We start from the raw sequence: 19057 nt of genomic DNA, 5'->3' as shown, positions 1-19057 counted from the left end.
ACTAATAAATTACATTAAAATGAAAACTAGAATTTTGATAGCTCTAGCCATGACGATCACGATGGCTGGATTTTCACAAAAAAATGAAGTGAAGGCTGCTGAAAAAGCCATGAAAGGTGGCGATGCCGCAGCTGCCAAAACCGCCCTTCAAGGCGCCGCTTCAAGTATTGATGGCGCTGACGCAAAAATACAGGCGCAGTATTATTTCATCAAGGGTAATGCGCATGCGCAATTGTCTGAATTCAAGGATGCAGCTGATGCTTACGGCAAGGTGGTGTCTATCGAAGAAGCCAGCGGAAAGGCCAAATATTCTACCGATGCACAACAAAAAATGTCACAGATGACCGCAGATTTGGTCAATGCTGCTGTAGAAGACAATAACAACAAAAAATTTAAGGAAGCAGCAGAGAAGCTGTACCTGGGTTATAAACTTAGTCCATCAGATACCATCTATCTTTACTTTGCTGCCAGCAGTGCCGTTAATGCAGGGGATTATGACAACGCATTGACATACTATAACGAGTTGAAAGATATTGGCTATGATGGAAGCGGGGTAAAATATACCGCAGTGAATGTTGAGAGCGGTGAGGTTGAAGAGATGGATGAACAAACTAGGGATTTGTATGTAAAGGCTGGTACCCACAAAGACCCAAAAGAAGAAAGAACCCCTTCAAAGAAGCCTGAAATCATCAAGAACATCGCATTGATCTATCAACAACAGGGTAAGAATGACGAGGCATTGGCTGCTTACGATGACGCCATTGCCAACAATCCCGATGATGTCAATCTTGTCTTGAACAAAGCCAATCTTCACTACACAATGGGCGATAAGGAAACTTTCAAAGCGTTGATGGCAAAAGCCTCTGAAATGGCACCGGATAATCCTGATCTTTTGTACAATATCGGTGTTATCAATATGGAGCAGGGCAATCTTGAAGAAGCCAGGGATGCTTACAAAAAGACACTTGCAGTAGATCCAAACTATGTAAATGCCTATTTAAATCTTTCCACCACGTATGTGAACGAAGGCAACACATTGATTGATGAAATGAATACATTGGGTACTTCACGTGCTGATACCGCTCGCTATGAAGAATTGAAAGAGAAGAAAGAGGAATTGTTCAGGGAAGGGGCCAAAGTCTTGGAAGATGCCCTAAAACTGAACCCTGACAATGAGGGCATCTTGACACAGCTCAAAAATATCTATGGCGCTTTAGGTGACAATGATAACTTTATGCGTGTTAAAAAATTATTGGGAGAGTAAAAAGCCCAACAGAAATTTAATCCTTAAAAAAGCCCTGATTTTTATCAGGGCTTTTTTATATGATTTTTTTGATCACCCTTAATTTGTGTGAGTAGATTTTTTCTTCTGAATTGAAGATGCCTGTATGGTCAATTCGATCGATGCGCACCTTGCCGTGTGCATGAATGATATAATTATCTTTCAAAATAATGCCCACATGGTTTATCACGCCTTCTTTATCGTCAAAAAATGCAAGATCGCCCGGTTCGCTCTCTTCAATGAAGCTCAATGCTTCTCCCTGACCAGCTTGTAAAAAGGCAGTACGCTTTAGGGCAAGACCATTGATTTTATAGACCATCTGGGTAAGGCCGGCACTATCGATGCCAAATGGGGTTTTACCGCCCTCTAGAAAAGGTGCGTTCAGATATAAAAGTGCGGTATGCACCAAATCTTGGCGAGAGGATTTTCCATTCTTAAAATTTCCTTCAAATGCATGTCCAAGAATTTTCAGAGTTTCCAGACCAGAACCCAATACGATGGGCATCAAATTGTTTTGATTTTTGCAGATATGCGATACCAAGTCAAAAGAATGTTTATGCTTTTTTTGATTGGTCAGACCTTCAAACTCCTCTTTTGAGCAAAGGTGGTATTGGTTGTTCAGAACCCATCCTTCCATAGCATCATAATCAATTCTGATTTTACTACGGGTCTTTCGTTTCTCAAGGATTTTAAAAAAATCACCATAAAGAAGTTGGGTCGTCATTTGACCTCCCTCTTCAGGAGAAAGCCTAACGGGTACGACACTGAGAGAACAAATTCCGAATTGCATCAAGGAAGGAATCGGGATATCAATTTCGTTCCAAAACCAATGCAGAAGCACCACCACCGCCATTACAAATGGCAGCGGCACCAAATTTTGCATTGTTTTGCTCCAAAACATGCAGTAAGGTGACGGCTATTCGTGCCCCAGAACATCCAAGTGGGTGGCCTAAAGAAACGGCGCCACCGTTAACGTTTACGTTATCATCTGAAAGACCAAGAAGCTTCATATTGGCCAGACCAACTACCGCAAATGCCTCATTGAATTCAAAAAAGTCGATGTCATTGATTGAAACACCGGCTTTATCCAATGCTTTCGGTAAGGCTTTAGCGGGTGCGGTCGTGAACCATTTGGGTTCTTGCGCAGCGTCGGCATATCCTTTTATCTTGGCCAAGGGTTTTAAATCAAGTTCCGCTGCTTTTTCGGCACTCATCAGCACCAAGGCTGCTGCACCATCGTTAATGGTAGAGGCGTTGGCAGCGGTAACCGTACCGTCTTTTGTGAATGCTGGCCGAAGTTGAGGTATTTTCTCCATTTTAACGTTCTTGAATTCCTCATCCTCAGAAACCACTACGGGCTCTCCCCTACGTTGTGGTACTTCAACAGGAATTACCTCATTGTCGAACTTGCCATCTTTCCAAGCAGCAGCAGAACGCTCATACGATTGAATGGCAAAAGCATCTTGGTCCTCACGGCTAAAATCATGCTTGACAGCACATGCATCAGCACACACGCCCATGGCGTTTTGGTCATATACGTCTACCAAGCCATCTTTTTGCATGCCATCAATCAGAGTGGCAGGGCCAAATTTAGTTCCTTGCCGCATGTGCACATAGTGGGGAATCTGACTCATGCTTTCCATACCACCTGCGACTACAATTTCATTATCGCCAAGAGCTATTGATTGGGCCGCTTGCACAATTGTTTTCATGCCCGAGGCACATACCTTGTTTACAGTAGTGCAGGGCACAGTATCAGGTATACCGGCGTAAATGGCAGCCTGTCTTGCCGGAGCTTGTCCGGTACCAGCTTGCACCACATTGCCCATCAAGACCTCTTGAACCATCTCAGGTTTTAAATTTATTTTTTTAAGCGCCCCTTCAATGGCAATTGCCCCAAGTTTAGTTGCGGGTAAGGATGACAAAGCACCCATAAAACTTCCTATTGGGGTTCTCACAGCAGAAACGATGACAACTTCTCTCATATACCTTAGAAATTACTGATGCGAAAATACGAATTTATAGAAGAAGGCCTCGATCTAAGAGGGCAACGGCTACGGTATATTTTTCTATTTTTGAAAAAGACACGTTCACATGGCCAAAACCTTTGACGGTATTTATAAAAACCAATCACTCATCTACAAGTATATTCTCTACTTCGTGTCGATTGGGCTTGTTGTTTTCTTTTTCCCTCGAGGGGGAAAATTTAAATATGAATTTCAAAAAGGCAAACCTTGGCAGTACGAGAACCTTTACGCACCAATTGACTTTTCGATAAAGAAAACTCCTGAGGAGGTTTCTGAGGAACGCCAATCCATTAGGGCGAAGCACCCCGATTATTATGTTTTTGATTCGGATGAAAGCGAAAAAATCAGGGCATCATTTTCTGAAAGATTGAGCTCAATTCTTTCTTCGCAGGGTTTGGGTACCCGTCAGAGAAACAGTATTCGTGAACAAGCCGATGCTCTTCTGGAACAATCTTATTCCGAGGGAATTTTTCCAAAAAAACCTGATAATAAAAGAATCAAGCTGGTCAAAAACAATGCGGCCAGAACTGTCTCACCCGAGTCGGTCAAAACTTTGGAAACAGTAAAAAGTGAAATGGCCCGTTTGCTCGAGCAGAATACCTCAAGATTTGGTCAAGCATCGTTGAACAGCTTAAAGGAATTGATTACTTCAAATCTTTACGTAGACAATGAACTTACCAAACAAACATTGGATGATGAACTATCTAAAATTTCATTTACCCGTGGCAATGTTTCACAAGGTGCCCTGATTATCGCCAAAGGAGAAGTCGTGGAGGCTGAGAAGCTAAAAATGCTCGATTCTTTAAAAGAAGAATATGAATCTGAACTTTGGAAAGGCGATAACCAATATTACATACTTTTTGGATATACCATTCTCGTCGCCTTGGTGTTGATCATGTTGTTTCTGTTTTTGAAAAAGTACCGTCGTAAGATTTATGAAAACAACACCAAGGTCACTTTTATCTTTGCAAATATTCTTTTGATGGTCTTTGTCACCACGATGGTGGTCAAGAATAATGAAAGCTACGTGTATGCAGTGCCCCTGTGTATTCTGCCCCTGATCCTGAAAAACTTTTTTGATGCCCGATTGGGGCTTTTTGTACACGTGCTCACCATTTTGATCCTCGGTTTTGTGGTGCCGAATAGTTTTGAGTACATCTTTTTACAGATTATAGCCGGTATCGTGACCATTCTGACCATTTCTGAAATGTACCGCAGGGCCAATCTTTTTATCTCAGTAGGTCAGATTACCTTCATTTACATTGTTGGGTATTTTGCCTTTCACATTATACACGAAGGAAATTTAAACGGGATAGAATGGATGACCTTTGCCATCTTCTTACTAAACGGTATGATTACCCTATTTGCCCAGCCTTTGATTTATCTCTATGAAAAAATATTTGGTTTGGTTTCTGATGTTTCGCTTTTGGAGCTGTCAGACACGAACTCAAAACTGTTGAAAGAAATGGCGAACAAGGCCCCAGGTACATTCCACCATTCTTTGCAAGTGGCAAATCTTGCTGAAGCTGCGGCCAATGAAATCGGGGCGAGTGCCATGCTGGTAAGGGTGGGGGCATTGTACCACGACATTGGCAAGATGGAAAAGCCTACCTATTTCACAGAAAATCAGACAACGAATGTGAACCCACATGACGATCTTCCTCCGAGGGAAAGTGCCAAAATCATCATCGATCACGTCATCAAAGGAATTGAAATTGCGAGAAAGAACAATATACCCGATCGTGTCATTGATTTTTTGCGTACGCATCATGGTACCACTTTGGTGTATTATTTCTTCAAGAAACAGCAAGAAATTGAGGAAGATGTAGAAGAATCAGATTTTCGATATCCTGGCCCCATACCATTTTCAAAAGAAACGGCCATTTTGATGATGGCAGATGCTGTTGAAGCGGCATCAAAGAGTTTGAAATCTCCGACGTACCCCATAATTGATGATTTTGTTGAAAAAATAGTGAAAGGCCAAATGCAGGCGGGCCAATTTTTGAATGCCAACATCACTTTTAAAGAGATTGAACAGGTCAAAAAAGTGTTGAAACAGAAACTGACCAATATTTACCATTTGCGGGTAGAGTATCCTGAATAGAGCGAGCTTTATTGAGACTTCACAAAAAAGCCAGAAAAAGTTGCTAACTAACTTTTGAAAAAGTATTTTTGCATCCGCATTTTTAAGTGCATGTTCTGTTAGAATATTAGGAGAGGTGCCGGAGTGGTAACGGAGCAGATTGCTAATCTGTCAGCGCGTAAGTGCTGCCCGGGTTCGAGTCCCGGTCTCTCCGCATTTTTTTTGCATTTCAGAGTGTAGTACCGTGTCAGGCAAGGCATAAACTAAGCCCGGAACCGGGCTACTGAACCTGAATTTATTTTAGGTTTGGAATTTGAATATTGAAATTTTACAGCGAAAGCTGTTTTCGGGGTGTAGCGTAGCCCGGTTATCGCGCCTGCTTTGGGAGCAGGAGGTCGCAGGTTCGAATCCTGCCACCCCGACAGAAGTGGTTCCATTAAGGACCACTGGATTGCATTTCATTTGGAAACCAGCAATTTACGTTTTTGCTGGTTCCATCTGGAACCATTTGGAACTGTTAAGATTATGACCAATCCGTAGTCTATATTTTGACTTCTTCTCTAGCATAGCAAGTACAAAAGATTCATCTAAAGCACTGATTTTACTGGCCGCTAAGTGAATAAAAGGAGTCTGGGTTTTTCCTATTTTCATTTTTTTGAAGTACTCCCGATATGACCAATTCATAGCCTATTTTTTTTATTCTGTTTTGAACCCCCTATGATTACTGGTTTTTTGCTACGGAGTTGTCGGGGAACCCCGATTCGAACCTTGTATAAATTATAGTGGTATATTATCCTTAGAAAGAGTTTTTTAAAACCCTGCGATTGGAAACCCCACTTTACAGCAAAGCTTATATGGGCTGAAAGCCAATATTCTTTTGAATTTATTGATTGAACGAGTTAGAGTAGCCAGATATGGTTTTTGAACTTTTTATTTTATAAATCAATCAAGGTATTAAAAGGAGCCATTCGGATTGTCCAAAAATGATTCATAGTTAAGATCAGAGGTATATTTCAAGATTTTTTCTGCTCCCTCAAGCATATCCTGAAGTAAAAGGGAGTTATCTCTTTTAGACATAGATCAAATCTTGTTCAATGGATTTAAGGTATCTCTTTTTGATTCCCTTTTTTGAAACAAGGTCAACTTTTAATCCAAACAACTTTTCCAACTCATTGGCAAGATCGATAAATCGAACCCCGATCCTATCATTGAATTCCACTAGAATGTCCAAATCACTGTCTTCATCTTCCTCATTTCTTGCAAATGAACCAAAGATAGCCAACAATTTAATGTGGTAGGAACGGAATAAATTACTCCTATTGCCTTCTAATGTCGATTTTATCTCATTCAGTGATTTCATAATACTAATTTAATCAAAAAACTGCCCAGTGTCCGATTTTTCAATTCACACCCAGTTTTCAATTGGTTTTTAGTCAAGGATATAGAAATAATAACTTTCCCACAAATATCAGTCTGGTCAAGTGGTTAAACTTCTCTTAAGAATGTAATTTTTCGGTTGGTTTTGCGTCAAATAGACCGTGTAAATAAGGGTGTTTGTTGCATCCATCACAACCTAAAGAAAAAGAAGTAAAAATGAAAGATACAAAGAGAAACATCAATAAGAATAGCGGTATTATTGATAAGATACTTAACCGCCACGAAAGCTGGAGGAATTATCGAAGGCATACAGGACTAAAGTTAATACGCTTTTCTTAAAAGCAACAAGTATTTAAAAAAGAGGGCGAAAGCCCTCTTTTTGTTTTTCATGGGTTTTCTACTACTTTATCAAATTTTTAAAAGCCTCATAAAAAGTTTGTTTTACGAAACCAAATAGATTCTACTTAATAGTTAAGACCCTTATCTTCTGAACTTTCAATCGCCTAAACATTATCTCCTGATTGCCCCTGAAGTATCCCCTTCCATTAAACTCGTTACGTTTTCCAGCGAAACCAGATTCACATCTCCCGGTACAGTATGTTTAAGTGCACATGCAGCCGAAGCGAAATTCAAGGCTTGCATATCATCATTATAGTGCAACAACCCATAAATAAGGCCAGCAGCATAGGCGTCTCCTGTACCAACACGATCGATAACGGGTGTAATGTTTAATGTTTTGGTTTTAAGATACTCTCTACCATTCCACATTTTGCCCAATATCTGTTGGTGGGATGCACTAACGGATTTCCTTGTTTTTCCCACTACTTTTCCAATTTTAGGGAATTTGTCCATTAGCAACTTGGCGGCCACCCGATATTTATCTCCTGGTTTGCTCAGTCCGAACATCTCATGAATACCACGGCTGCTGGTAATCACAATGTCACAATGTCGTACCAATTCTGGCATGACTTCCTGCATGGTTTCCCCATATTTCCACATATTATCACGTGAATTGATATCCCCAGAAACCTTTATGCCCATTTTATTGGCTGTTTTAATGGCATCCAGACAACACAAGGCCGCTCCTTTTGAAATGGCCGGGGTAATACCCGTCCAATGGAACCAATCGGCATCTTTGAGAATGTTTTCCCAATCGACCATTTCAGGCTGTATCAATGAAAAAGAGGAACCTTCTCGTTCGTAAATCACTTCACTTGATCGGTGCACAGCTCCTTTTTCGAGAAAATACTTGCCAATCATGGAGTCACCAAAGATTACATGTTCGGTACTCAACCAATGTTTACGCAAAAATTGGGTGGCTGCTTTTCCCAAAGCATTGTCAGGGAAGCGGGTCACATGGGCCGCTTTCATACCGAGGTAGGCGCATGAAATCCCCACATTGGCTTCGCCTCCACCGTAAACAAGTTCCAATGAGTTGGCCTGGGCAAATTTTTCGTATCCGGGCGGCGAAAGACGCATCATTACTTCGCCAAATGTGATTACTTTTTTAGGTACAGAGTTCATTTTGAATTTTTTGACCAAAAAAGGTTGGTTTATTAATACATCAATTTTAATGGCAGGTTTTGTTCGATTATGATTTGGCCAGAATTTTCCAAGGTATTGTTGGATTCAGAATTATTCTTCGCTCCCCATAAACGAGCTACCAATTTTACCTTGTTGTTCTGAAATATATTGTCCGAAATGTCAACATTGATTATGCCGTAGGTGTTAATCAAAACACCATTTTTTTCATGCGCACCGCAATTTTTGAATGTAGAACCTTTGACAATCAAGTTGCCCCCTACCGTCGATTCATCATAACCCCCACGGTAATAATCGATTACATTTTGGTTTACATTTTCAAAATGACAGTCAATAACATACAGATTTTCAGCATTATATTCACCACGGTCGTCATCTTCTGAGGATAATTCCAATCCATTCGTGCAGTTTTTTATAATCGTGGATTTAAACATTATAAACTCTGAAAAGGAGTGCTTGTAGGCTTTCAGCACATATTCGAAGTCTGATATTTCAGAATCGATTACTTTCAAATTATAAAGACTGCTCATGTTTTCTTTAAGGCTGGCGAAAGCATAGTTTTCGCCTGAACCTACAAGTTTAACTGCCTTTAGCGTAAGCTCGCCTTTCGGATTCATTTCAAAGGCTTGGGTACTGGCATCTCCAATAAAGACAATTGATGATTTTTGTAATATGTCAGCTGAATGTATGGTCAACTTTTTATCGATTGTAAGCGATAAATCTATTTCGTACCGATTTGAGGACAATTCTATAATATCTCCGTCATTGGAATTCGTAACTGCTTCAACCAATTCTTCAGATGTGCCCACAGTATGTATTTTAGGCTCTGCTTCTTGAGGAGTGGGGTCAAACCAATCAGGACCATATAAAGAGAGATTCATAATATTTGGCAGTTCTGGATTGGTTCCATTTATAGCCCCGATGGAATTTGTTTCCGTTCTAGGATTACCCAACAGATCATTCGAAATCTGTTTGAACTCGAAGCCCTGATAGACTTCGATATCTGGAAAGCTTGAAGCTGGTATCCAAATATTTTCTTCCAACTCACTCATGGAGAAATCTATCTGTTTAAGGCCTTCCACACGTTTAAAGTCCATCCCCTGATTGTTGATGACGTTATTTTTGAAAGCTATGCCATTTATGGAGTCGTAACGTACAATAGGAGTTTCATCTCCATCCGTATTGTAAATGACATTGTTGGCTATAAGGGTTCGTATGGGGGTTTCTGACCTAATTTCGGATGGTGGAAGCACGTCTTTCTGATCAACGTTTGAACCTACACCAAATTGCCAAGGTGATTTGCAATCGACCCAAGTATTATAGGCAACCACAACATCGGTGACTTGTATATATCGGTTTATGGCAGACCGTCGAATACCATTCATTATAGCAAGCGGAGCTCTAAAAATCTCCCCTCGCAGGTTATAAAAATAGTTGTTGGTCACCCAATGTCCAGTTCCTATAAGTCGTATACCACCGATATGGTTCGAATCTTCATCTCCGATAAAATAGTTGCCATCAACGGTACAGTAATTGCCGTGACGGGTCACCAAAGACCCCTCGCTTTTATAGAAAACATTGTTTCGAAATTCATTGAAGTTGGACTTACTGGAAATGATTTCCACTTCACCATTACATTCTTCGAAAAGATTATTGGCAACCAAAGTATTGCTGGGCGACATTGAGGTGCTACTGTTGCCCAATTGGACTGTTTCGGCGCTTGGCCCGCCTTTTGGTGGCCTTGGGCCAAAGTGATTGTTCACGATTTTGTGGTGGTTTTTGATACTTTGATTCCCCTCGATATCCACTCTTATTGTTGGTCCCCGGTTTGATTTTCCTGCTAAGTAGCAATGGTCCAACTGGTTTTGCCTACCCCTAAAACGAACCCATAGATCCTCATAGTTTCTTTGTGCTTTATTAAAATCTTGTATCACACAATTGGTAACCCTACTATGGTTTGCAAGGGTATCTTCATTAATGGCGTATTCGATAACAGCATTCGATGGCGAAGCACCGTTTTTGAAATAGAGTCCGTCTACCACTAGAAATTCGCCACCCAGTTTTAAATCTGATTGCCCTTTTATAATCACTTTGCCTCGGGTTTCAGACCTGAGGGTTACGGGCTTATCTTCCGTTCCCTGGGCAACAAAGCGAATTTGCACATTTTCCCATGACCCATTGGCCATGACGATTTCGGTGCCCGGTTCGGCATTTGAAATTGCGTAGCTCAATTCATCAGCATTTGAAACTAAAATCTCCGTATCTGCTTTTTTTGGTGAACAACTGACAAGTACAATCAATAAGATTACTGGTGGTAGGTATTTCATATCATTTGTCTTAAGCTTCTTTCCAAAATTTTTGAATCGTGTTTGAGTCTTTTTTCATGGCATCGAAAACTATCTCTTTATCTATAGTAATTTCGTTTCTACCTTTTTCAGCACCCCCCAAGGGATATTCAAGATGCAAGGAAGCTAGCGGGCGTAAACCGTATTTTTTCAAAAGTTTAAAATAGCCTTTGAAGTCAATCATGCCCTCGCCAATCGGTACGTTTACAACGCTCCATTGCCCCCCTACTTTTCCCCATTTAAAATCTTTCAAAACAATGGTCTTGATGGTAGAGTGAAGTAATCGAAGTCCGTTTTCCCATGACTTTCCGGCTTCCACCATGGCATGGCGAATGTCGTATTGCGTACCGAAATAATCTGGGTCTGCTGTTTTGAGCAGTTGCTCTATTTCCCAATAGGATGCCCCAATTTTGGTTCCTGCATGGTTTTGATAGCAGCCAACGATATTGTTATGTTTATTGACTTCACCTAGTTCCTTTACTTTTTGTTGGTAGAAGACTATTGACTCCTGCATCGACTTATTTTCAAAATAATTGAACCAATCACAGCGATAAAAATTTACGCCTTGTTTGGCCGCTGTCTCAATTATTATAGTGTCGTATGGTCCATTCACATCATTAATAGCAGTGGTTATCAGTTCACAGGAAGAACCAACCGCTTTGATATCTTGGATAGCTTTGGGCAAATCGGTCACCACATTTTCTGGTAACACATGACCTTTGGGACGTACCGTTAAATCCAATCCAGAAAATCCAAGTTCTTTTGAAATCTTTGCCGCTTCCTTTACATTTAGAAAGTGCAGGTGTTTTGAGAAAAGATGCACCTCTAATGGCTTGTTCAACTCCTCTATACTAAAAAAGGGCCATGGCGAAGTAGCCAAAGGTGTCAACATTGCGGTTGCTCCTATGTTCTTGATAAACTTTCGCCTACATATTGCCATTTTAGTTAAGTTTTATTTAGCGCCGGTTCATTCTTAATGTTCAACTTTTCGTCGACGACCAATCCTCAAAATCTTTTAAAGTCTTTGGGTCTGTTGGCGGATAAAGACCGATGATTGTTTGTCCCTCGTTTACTTTTTCCATCACAAATTCCTCAAACAAAGTCATTTGAACGCACTCCTCTGCAACTTCCTCAGCTAAATGTTCGGGAATGACCATCACTCCATCATCATCGCCAACGATAAAATCTCCCGGAAACACCGCAACATCGCCACACCCGATAGGTTCATTAATAGCTATAGCCTGGTGCAGGGTCAAGTTAGTGGGTGCAGATGGATACCTATGAAAGGAGGGAAAATCCAGTTCAGCGATTTCGGTTGAATCGCGAAAACCACCATCAGTGACAATTCCTGCTACACCTCTTTTCATTAGTCTAGTGACCAAAATGGAGCCAGCTGAAGCTGCCCTGGCATCTTTCCGACTGTCAATAACCAGAACAAAACCTTTTGGGCATTCTTCAACAGCAAGGCGTTGTAAATGCTTAGGGTCTTTGAACACTTCTATTGGATTTAAGTCTTCGCGTGCAGGTATGTATCTAAGTGTATAGGCTTGGCCCACCATGGTTGTCTTGCCCAGTCCGAGAGGTTTAACTTCATGAATGTATTGTTTTCTCAACCCCCGTTTAAAAAGACAAGTGGCAATGGTGGCCGTGCTTCCCCCCTTTAATTTTTCTATCGTCGTTTTTTTCACCATGATTTACTAAACCTATGATTATCTGAACTTTTTATGTTAAAAATTTGTAAGTGATACAAATATATGTATTTTTGGTAAACCAATCTGGTTAACCAATTTTATTTTTAGCATGCAACCTTATAATTACATAGTAATCTTAGTAGGTGTTTGTGGTACTGGTAAGAGTATCGTAGGTCAAAGAGTGGCCCATAATTTGAAGGCACCCTTTTTTGATGCGGACAAGCTCTTTATTTCAAAAGAATTGGGCGCGGGTAAACTTCCCCAAGACGAAAATCTGGAAGAGTGGTTAAAATCTTTGGAAGAATTGATTCTAGAGCAATCGACCAAAAAGGGCTGTGTGATTTCCTGTTCGGTATTGAAAAGAGAACATCGCAAGAGGCTTACCGCTATAATTGAATATCCACTTGATTGGGTATTCATGAAGGGTTCATACGAAGATGTGGTTCAGCGCATTGAATCAGAAGTTCACGAACGGCCCGTCTCATTTCTCAAGTCGGACTTTGAGACCCTCGAGACACCAAAACGGGCTTTGACAATCGATATGTCCTATTCAGAAGAGCAAATGGTAGATACCATCCTAAAATATATAGCGCGGAAATACTGGTAAAAGAAGGGCCCTAGTACAGTTATTAATCTAAAGAGAATCAACACACCATATAAAATGAGCTTCAAAATATTCAAATCAGTTTTCGTCCAATTTTTAGTATTGATAAGTCCAATTTTGCTTTTTAATTCCTGTGCTGAAAAGAAAAAGCGGCATACTACTGACGCAACAAATGGAGATAAGATAGTTGGTAGTGCCCAAGCAATTATCCCCTTTTTCGAACATTGGAACTTGATATTGGGTGATGGTTCCAATGTAGGTCAGGCAACCAATTTTGAGCATAAAGATTTCTTTTACACAGCGAGCGATAAACAAGGGGAATGGGTGGTATTTAAAACTCCCAATGCAGGCAATACCCATGGTACTTCAAATAACACAAGAACCGAGTTGGCCCAACTAAAGAAATGGTCGCCAATGACCGATGCCAAGATGAACGCCACCCTAAAAGTGATGAATGTTTCAAGTACTGGAGATGCCCGTGTCGCGTCAACTCACTCGGTGGTTGTCGGCCAAATTCACAGTGCCGATGGACATGAAAATGAACCGCTAAAAATATTCTACAAAAAATTCCCTGGTCATACCAAGGGCTCCGTATTCTGGAATTATGAAATCAATACCGCAGGTGATGATAATTCTAAAAGATGGGATTATTCCTATCCTATCTGGGGCTATGATATGTCGGTTGTTGGAGCGGATGAAAACACGTATCCACCAGAACCAGTAGATGGTATTGCCCTGGGTGAACAATTCAGCTATGAAGTGGAAATTAAGGATGGTATGATGTACTTGAAATTCACAAGTGAAGGGCACGAAACCAAAACATTTACCAAAAACCTGATTTCCTCCGAATATGCAAAACGATCAGATATACCTAAACAGACCCAACAGTTATTTTTTCCAATCGGGCAGGATGGTGTGGAACGCGACAGTGCGTACACCAAAGAAGGACTCTTTTTTAAATTGGGTACTTACAATCAAACCAACGGAAAAGACCCAAAAGTAAACAAAGTATGGTGCTCTGGTGCTGAAACCCATGGCGGTGATATTCAAAAACAATATGCTGATGGCAATTACGCTGAAGTTTGGTTCAAAACAGCGAGTATCGAGATTAGCGAAAATGCCTATTCCAATGCAGGGTATTTCGAAGCCAATGATGGCTTAAGCAAGAAAACAGTTTATCCCCATGAGGTGATTCCCTTCATGGATAAGTTTAAAATTCTATTGGGTAACGGAACGACTGTGGACGATCTTACCGAGTTTGAACATAAAGATTTTTTCTATACAGCAATTGATGGCACCAGGCGGTGGGTAGTATATAAAACACCAAACTTAGGAGTTACTTCAAAAAACTCCAGCAATACAAGAACAGAACTGCATGAAAAACGGGAATGGACCCCAGAACAAGGAGGCAAACTAACAGGCACCTGCAAGGTCATGCAGGTTTCCACTTCTGGTGATGCCAGAGTTGCCGCTTCTTATTCGGTAGTAGTAGGACAAATCCATAGCGGTGAAGGCCATGAAAATGAGCCTTTAAAAATATTCTACAAGAAATTCCCAGGCCACACTAAAGGCTCCGTTTTTTGGAATTATGAAATCAATACGGCCGGTGATGACAATTCCGGACGTTGGGATTTTTCGACCGCAGTATGGGGCCACGATATGTCAGTTGTAGGAACAGATAAGAACGACAATCCTGTAGAGCCTTCAGATGGTATAGAATTAGGTGAAGAGTTCAGCTTCGAAATAAATGTATATGATGGAATCATGTACCTCACATTCAAGAGTGATGGTCATGAAACAAGAAAATTCGTTAAAAACCTTGTCGCATCCGAATATGTGAATAAATCGGACTTACCAGAGCAGACAAAAAAACTATTCGTACCCATAGGAAGGGATGGTACAGAAAGGCCTACTGCCTATAAAGGAGAGCTAGGCTATTTTAAACAAGGTGCCTATAACCAAACCAATGGCAAAAGCCCAGAAACAAACAAGGTCTGGAGCGCCGGCGCAGAAACCTATGGTGGTGATATCGCCAAGCAATATGCCAATGGCAGTTACGCTGAGGTTTGGTTTAGGGAAGCTACTGTGGGCACAGGTACACCGCCGGAGTAAAAAGAATTAAGGAAAATATATAAACGACAAAATAATGAAACGATTCAGTGAGAAATACATCATGACAAAAGAAGTGGAATGGGAAAAACTTGGCGGAGGAGTATCAAGAAAATTCTTAGGTTACGATAATCAAATCATGATGGTAAAAGTGAAATTTGAAAAAGGAGCACTAGGTGCCCCACATCAACATTTTCACACGCAAGCTACCTATTGCATTTCTGGCAAATTTGAGTTTGAAATTGATGGCGAAAAGCAAATTGTGGAGGCAGGGGATGGTGTGTACATTGAACCGAATTTATTGCACAGTGCATTGTGTTTGGAGGAAGGGATGCTTATTGACACATTTAGTCCCGTAAGGGAAGATTTTTTAAGTGGTGATGGAGTGTCTTATTTTGGAGATAAAGAGGCATAGCAAAAAACTGGTCCAATTCGCGAAAATTTTATGGGCTAAAAGTGTTAAAATCAAGAAAATACTTTTTTTAACTAAAAATTAATATATATTTGGTAAACCAAATTGGTTGACCAGTTTGGAAAACCAATAAGCATACAACCTGGAACTAAATGAGACTTCATATGAGATGAAATTAGAAAAGGCATAAAAAAAGGACAGGTGCACGCCTATCCTTTTTAAGTAACAATACTTCTTATTGGAGGGAAGTAATTGTATGGCACATGATTTAATAACATGCTTCTTCAAAATTAAGAAAAATTCATTTGGAGGAAGCTAATGTGGGACTAAATCGAAATCCTAAAGAGTGATATTCTCGAGATATCCAAGGAAAGAGAAATTAAACTATTGAAATTAACTAAAGACAAATGAATTTAAAAACTAAACTTTTCATGGTTGCGATACTGCTGAGCAGTATCCAACTTTTTGCACAAGATGTTACTGTCACGGGTACAGTGACCGATGTAAGCGGTGTGCCTATCGTTGGAGCAAACGTATTGGTGGTGAACACGACCAATGGCACCCAAACCGATTTTGATGGTAATTATACCATTACTGTTGGGTCAGGGGCAACACTTCAGTTTTCTTACATTGGCTTTGCAACGCAAAGCTTAGCTGTAAGTGGTCAAAGTGTTATAAACGTAACCTTACAAGAGGATCTTGCTAAGTTAGATGAAGTGGTCGTTATTGGTTATGGTACCAGAAAAAAATCATCGCTGACAGGTGCTGTTGCCAAAGTCGACGGTGGCGAGATTGCTGCCATTCAGGCGCAACGTGTTGATGATGCATTGGGTGGTAAACTATCTGGTGTATTGATTCAACAACAAGATGGTGCACCAGGTGCAGACCCAAAGATTCAGATACGGGCGGCATCTTCTATTAATGGTGATGCAAGTCCACTGATTGTAGTCGACGGTTATCCCATTTCAGGAAGTTTGGCAACGGTAAATCCCAATGATATTCAAAGTTTGGAGGTATTGAAAGATGCTGCTTCAGCAGCTATTTATGGTTCTAGGGGTGCGAACGGTGTTATTTTGGTTACCACCAAAAAAGGAAGACAAGGCAAACCCAGTTTTTCCTATGACACTTTTTATAGCACATCAAACAGATACCTAAGGGATAATGAGATGCTCAAAACCGCTGGGGAATGGGCCGATATTTTAGAGGATGGTATAGCCAGTGGCAGGTTCGATGTTTCTGAATTGGACCCAGCGTTCGTTGACTATAAAATCAATGCATACAGAAATTCTCCTGGTGTTGTTGCAGTTGAAGATTGGCTTTTCCGGACGGGTTACACCATGAACCACAACTTTAGTATGAGCGGAGGTAGCGAAAACTCGAACTATTTTGCTTCAATTGGTTATCAAAATACCGAAGGCATTGCAATTACCCAAGGCTTTGAAAGGGTCAATGCACGTTTGAATGTCGATACCAAACTAGGAGATAAGTTCAATACGGGTTTGAGTTTTAATGGATTTGCCTCTAGAAGGGATATCGTAGGCCATGATATGAGAGATCTTTTGAGGGCCTATAGCATACACCCTATATATCACACGGAAGAATCCATTGCATTCGTACAACAATTGGATCAACAAGCACAGGCTTTGGGTCTTGCCCCTTTTGATAATGGTTACAGAGGCGGTGATGCACCATTTAACAATAGTATATATACTTTGGAACCTGGGGATACGGCGCAAGATTGGCATTACGGTAGGGTTGGTAACGGCATTGGGGGTTCTGGCGATGCTGGTCCCGCTACGAAGTTGGACAATACCGATGCATGGCAAAAAACCTACTTCGGTAATCTTTCGACCTATTTTCAATACAATATTTTGGATGGTTTGAATATAAAAACCGTTTTAGGTGCGGATTACAGAGATACCGAAGACTACGCCTACAGAGGATTGGAATTCGATTCCAGAGCCCGTGGCACACAGACATTTTTGGATAGGCAAAAGATTCGCCGCACTTCAATCTTGAGTGAGACCACATTAAATTATGCCAAAACCTTTGGAAAGCATGAAGTATCAGCAGTAGCCGGACTTGAATTCCAGAATTTCTTCATAACCGGTACCAGACAAGATGGAACAAACGTACCGTTCAGTGATATCATCAATTATAATTTGTTGGACCCGGCAGACATTACCGTCACCGAACGTGATGAGACCATAGCACGAAGAAGTGTTTTTGGTAGGATTAACTATGCCTATGATGATCGCTACTTACTCTCGGCATCCATAAGACGAGATGGTGATTCCCGTTTTGGAGCGAATAACAAGTATGCCACATTTCCAGCACTTTCCGTTGGTTGGAACATTCACAATGAAAAGTGGTACAATTCAGAATTTTTGAGCTTAATAAAACCAAGGTTCAGTACCGGTTCTTTGGGAACGACCTCTGATTTGGGAGCTTACAATTCGCTAAGTCTTTTAAATCCGCAAGCGACAATTTTCGGTACTGGGTTTTTAATTCCTTCAGATGTGGCCAACCCTGATTTGACATGGCAAACCAACACCGAGACCAACTACGGTATTGATTTGGGCTTTTTTAATAATCGTATTCGAATTGGTGCAGACTACTATACCTCGGACATCGAAGATATTTTGATAAACCAAAGTGTGTCTGAAGTTTTGGGAACAACATCGATAAGACTGAACGCAGGTGATGTAAGAAGTTCTGGTTTCGAATTTGAAATGTCTGCTTTGGTCTTTCAAAAAGATGATTTTAGCTGGGACTTTGGTGCCAACTTCTCCACAGTGGAAACGGAGATTACTGATTTACGTGATGTAGAATCATTGCCTGATGTGATTTATGGTCAGAGTGGTAGAGGACCTGTGTTCAGAAATTACGTCGGTGGTGAAATTGGCGAAATGTGGGGATTGGAGACCGCAGGCATAGTTGATGATGTCCACATAGCAGATCCGACAAGGGTTGTCGGTTTGAATAGTTCTGAATACTATGTAGTCGATCAGAATGGTGATGGTGTGATTGACAGAACAAGAACAGTTGAGGAAGGCGGTGATCTGGTCAAAATAGGTCAGAACACACCTGACTTTTACTATGGCCTGAACAGTTCAATTCGATATAAGGCTTTGGATATGTCATTCCAGTTTCAAGGGGCTCAAGGGGGTGATGTATTCAATATTGACCCTATTTATTGGCAATCGGAATTTGGCGGCAGGCTACGTGATAGTTTTGATGCCAACGATGATGGTATCGAAGATGCGACTGGTAGATTTTACACACAATCAAGAAATCAATTGGATGCCCAGATACAGGATGCTTCTTATCTAGCTTTACGTAACCTGACCATAGGGTATACCATAGACCCCGATGTAATTAGTAAAATGGGGTTGAACTCTGTTAGAATTTATGCTGCGGCTACAAACTTATTGTATCTGTGGGGAGATAACTATACCTCCTTTAACCCTGAAGGTGTCGAGATAACCAATGGGGGTTATTTAGGCCCTACAACTTATGGGGTTCAGGTAGGGGCGAGTCCTATCGTCAGAAGCTATACGTTGGGGTTAAATGTTAATTTTTAAA

The 19057-nt window shown here is 40.9% G+C and carries 14 protein-coding genes and 2 tRNA genes; 8 read left to right on the top strand and 8 right to left on the bottom strand.

The window, feature by feature from the left end:
- Positions 1-19: 19 nt before the first annotated feature.
- Entirely contained in the window at positions 20-1264 is a 1245-nt protein-coding gene (locus AAAH86_RS06380) for a tetratricopeptide repeat protein (protein WP_343486683.1), read from the top strand.
- Between the two features lie 55 nt (positions 1265-1319).
- Here AAAH86_RS06380 and AAAH86_RS06375 read toward each other — a convergent pair whose 3' ends face one another.
- Together AAAH86_RS06375 and AAAH86_RS06370 are read right to left on the bottom strand one after the other, a co-directional pair.
- Positions 1320-2165, bottom strand: a complete 846-nt coding sequence (locus tag AAAH86_RS06375) for an NlpC/P60 family protein (protein WP_343486682.1) — start codon at positions 2163-2165, stop codon at positions 1320-1322.
- A complete protein-coding gene (locus tag AAAH86_RS06370) occupies positions 2092-3267 on the bottom strand; it encodes an acetyl-CoA C-acyltransferase (RefSeq protein WP_343486681.1) in 1176 nt (391 codons plus the stop codon). The genes AAAH86_RS06375 and AAAH86_RS06370 overlap by 74 nt, the downstream gene beginning before the upstream one ends.
- A gap of 109 nt (positions 3268-3376) precedes the next feature.
- Between AAAH86_RS06370 and AAAH86_RS06365 the strand changes: the two genes are divergently transcribed.
- The 3 genes from AAAH86_RS06365 to AAAH86_RS06355 all read left to right on the top strand — a co-directional run bounded on the left by AAAH86_RS06365 (position 3377) and on the right by AAAH86_RS06355 (position 5814).
- Positions 3377-5413, top strand: a complete 2037-nt coding sequence (locus tag AAAH86_RS06365) for an HDIG domain-containing metalloprotein (RefSeq protein ID WP_343486680.1) — start codon at positions 3377-3379, stop codon at positions 5411-5413.
- A 109-nt stretch (positions 5414-5522) separates the two neighbouring features.
- Positions 5523-5606 (top strand) — tRNA-Ser (locus tag AAAH86_RS06360).
- A 133-nt stretch (positions 5607-5739) separates the two neighbouring features.
- A tRNA-Pro gene (locus tag AAAH86_RS06355) sits at positions 5740-5814 on the top strand.
- 532 nt (positions 5815-6346) lie between these two features.
- Here AAAH86_RS06355 and AAAH86_RS06350 read toward each other — a convergent pair.
- From AAAH86_RS06350 to AAAH86_RS06325, 6 genes are all read right to left on the bottom strand, one after another.
- Positions 6347-6469, bottom strand: a complete 123-nt coding sequence (locus tag AAAH86_RS06350) for a hypothetical protein (RefSeq protein ID WP_343486679.1) — start codon at positions 6467-6469, stop codon at positions 6347-6349.
- Entirely contained in the window at positions 6462-6752 is a 291-nt protein-coding gene (locus AAAH86_RS06345) for a nucleotidyltransferase family protein (protein ID WP_343486678.1), read from the bottom strand. Before AAAH86_RS06345 ends, AAAH86_RS06350 begins: the two co-directional genes overlap by 8 nt.
- Positions 6753-7279: 527 nt before the next feature.
- On the bottom strand, positions 7280-8293 hold the full coding sequence (locus AAAH86_RS06340) for a sugar kinase (protein WP_343486677.1): 1014 nt from the start codon (positions 8291-8293) through the stop codon (positions 7280-7282).
- Between the two features lie 32 nt (positions 8294-8325).
- Positions 8326-10638 (bottom strand): chondroitinase-B domain-containing protein, encoded by a 2313-nt coding sequence (locus AAAH86_RS06335; protein ID WP_343486676.1) that lies wholly within the window; start codon positions 10636-10638, stop codon positions 8326-8328.
- 10 nt (positions 10639-10648) lie between these two features.
- Positions 10649-11596 (bottom strand): TIM barrel protein, encoded by a 948-nt coding sequence (locus AAAH86_RS06330; protein ID WP_343486675.1) that lies wholly within the window; start codon positions 11594-11596, stop codon positions 10649-10651.
- 40 nt (positions 11597-11636) lie between these two features.
- A complete protein-coding gene (locus AAAH86_RS06325) occupies positions 11637-12347 on the bottom strand; it encodes a ribonuclease activity regulator RraA (RefSeq protein ID WP_343486673.1) in 711 nt (236 codons plus the stop codon).
- 109 nt (positions 12348-12456) lie between these two features.
- Here AAAH86_RS06325 and AAAH86_RS06320 point away from each other — a divergent pair, with 109 nt between their 5' ends.
- The 4 genes from AAAH86_RS06320 (at position 12457) to AAAH86_RS06305 (ending at position 19056) form a co-directional block, all read left to right on the top strand.
- On the top strand, positions 12457-12954 hold the full coding sequence (locus AAAH86_RS06320) for a shikimate kinase (protein ID WP_343486672.1): 498 nt from the start codon (positions 12457-12459) through the stop codon (positions 12952-12954).
- A 99-nt stretch (positions 12955-13053) separates the two neighbouring features.
- A complete protein-coding gene (locus AAAH86_RS06315) occupies positions 13054-15063 on the top strand; it encodes a polysaccharide lyase family 7 protein (protein ID WP_343486671.1) in 2010 nt (669 codons plus the stop codon).
- A 34-nt stretch (positions 15064-15097) separates the two neighbouring features.
- Positions 15098-15475 (top strand): cupin domain-containing protein, encoded by a 378-nt coding sequence (locus AAAH86_RS06310; protein WP_343486670.1) that lies wholly within the window; start codon positions 15098-15100, stop codon positions 15473-15475.
- A gap of 428 nt (positions 15476-15903) precedes the next feature.
- On the top strand, positions 15904-19056 hold the full coding sequence (locus tag AAAH86_RS06305) for a TonB-dependent receptor (RefSeq protein WP_343486669.1): 3153 nt from the start codon (positions 15904-15906) through the stop codon (positions 19054-19056).
- The last annotated feature ends 1 nt before the right edge of the window (position 19057 follow it).

Origin of the sequence: Allomuricauda sp. d1, assembly GCF_039592695.1 — a bacterium.
Lineage (GTDB): Bacteria > Bacteroidota > Bacteroidia > Flavobacteriales > Flavobacteriaceae > Flagellimonas_A.
Note: the sequence above shows the minus strand (reverse complement) of the source record. Positions and strands in the feature narration are given on the sequence as shown.

What these genes read in the sequence shown, in the direction of transcription:
- AAAH86_RS06375 (WP_343486682.1), bottom strand. Translation starts at nt 2,165, where the DNA reads ATGCAAAATTTGGTGCCGCTGCCATTTGTAATGGCGGTGGTGGTGCTT.
- AAAH86_RS06365 (WP_343486680.1), top strand. Translation starts at nt 3,377, where the DNA reads ATGGCCAAAACCTTTGACGGTATTTATAAAAACCAATCACTCATCTAC.
- AAAH86_RS06325 (WP_343486673.1), bottom strand. Translation starts at nt 12,347, where the DNA reads ATGGTGAAAAAAACGACGATAGAAAAATTAAAGGGGGGAAGCACGGCC.
- AAAH86_RS06305 (WP_343486669.1), top strand. Translation starts at nt 15,904, where the DNA reads ATGGTTGCGATACTGCTGAGCAGTATCCAACTTTTTGCACAAGATGTT.
- AAAH86_RS06345 (WP_343486678.1), bottom strand. Translation starts at nt 6,752, where the DNA reads ATGAAATCACTGAATGAGATAAAATCGACATTAGAAGGCAATAGGAGT.
- AAAH86_RS06350 (WP_343486679.1), bottom strand. Translation starts at nt 6,469, where the DNA reads ATGTCTAAAAGAGATAACTCCCTTTTACTTCAGGATATGCTTGAGGGA.
- AAAH86_RS06370 (WP_343486681.1), bottom strand. Translation starts at nt 3,267, where the DNA reads ATGAGAGAAGTTGTCATCGTTTCTGCTGTGAGAACCCCAATAGGAAGT.
- AAAH86_RS06320 (WP_343486672.1), top strand. Translation starts at nt 12,457, where the DNA reads ATGCAACCTTATAATTACATAGTAATCTTAGTAGGTGTTTGTGGTACT.
- AAAH86_RS06330 (WP_343486675.1), bottom strand. Translation starts at nt 11,596, where the DNA reads ATGGCAATATGTAGGCGAAAGTTTATCAAGAACATAGGAGCAACCGCA.
- AAAH86_RS06335 (WP_343486676.1), bottom strand. Translation starts at nt 10,638, where the DNA reads ATGAAATACCTACCACCAGTAATCTTATTGATTGTACTTGTCAGTTGT.
- AAAH86_RS06340 (WP_343486677.1), bottom strand. Translation starts at nt 8,293, where the DNA reads ATGAACTCTGTACCTAAAAAAGTAATCACATTTGGCGAAGTAATGATG.
- AAAH86_RS06380 (WP_343486683.1), top strand. Translation starts at nt 20, where the DNA reads ATGAAAACTAGAATTTTGATAGCTCTAGCCATGACGATCACGATGGCT.
- AAAH86_RS06310 (WP_343486670.1), top strand. Translation starts at nt 15,098, where the DNA reads ATGAAACGATTCAGTGAGAAATACATCATGACAAAAGAAGTGGAATGG.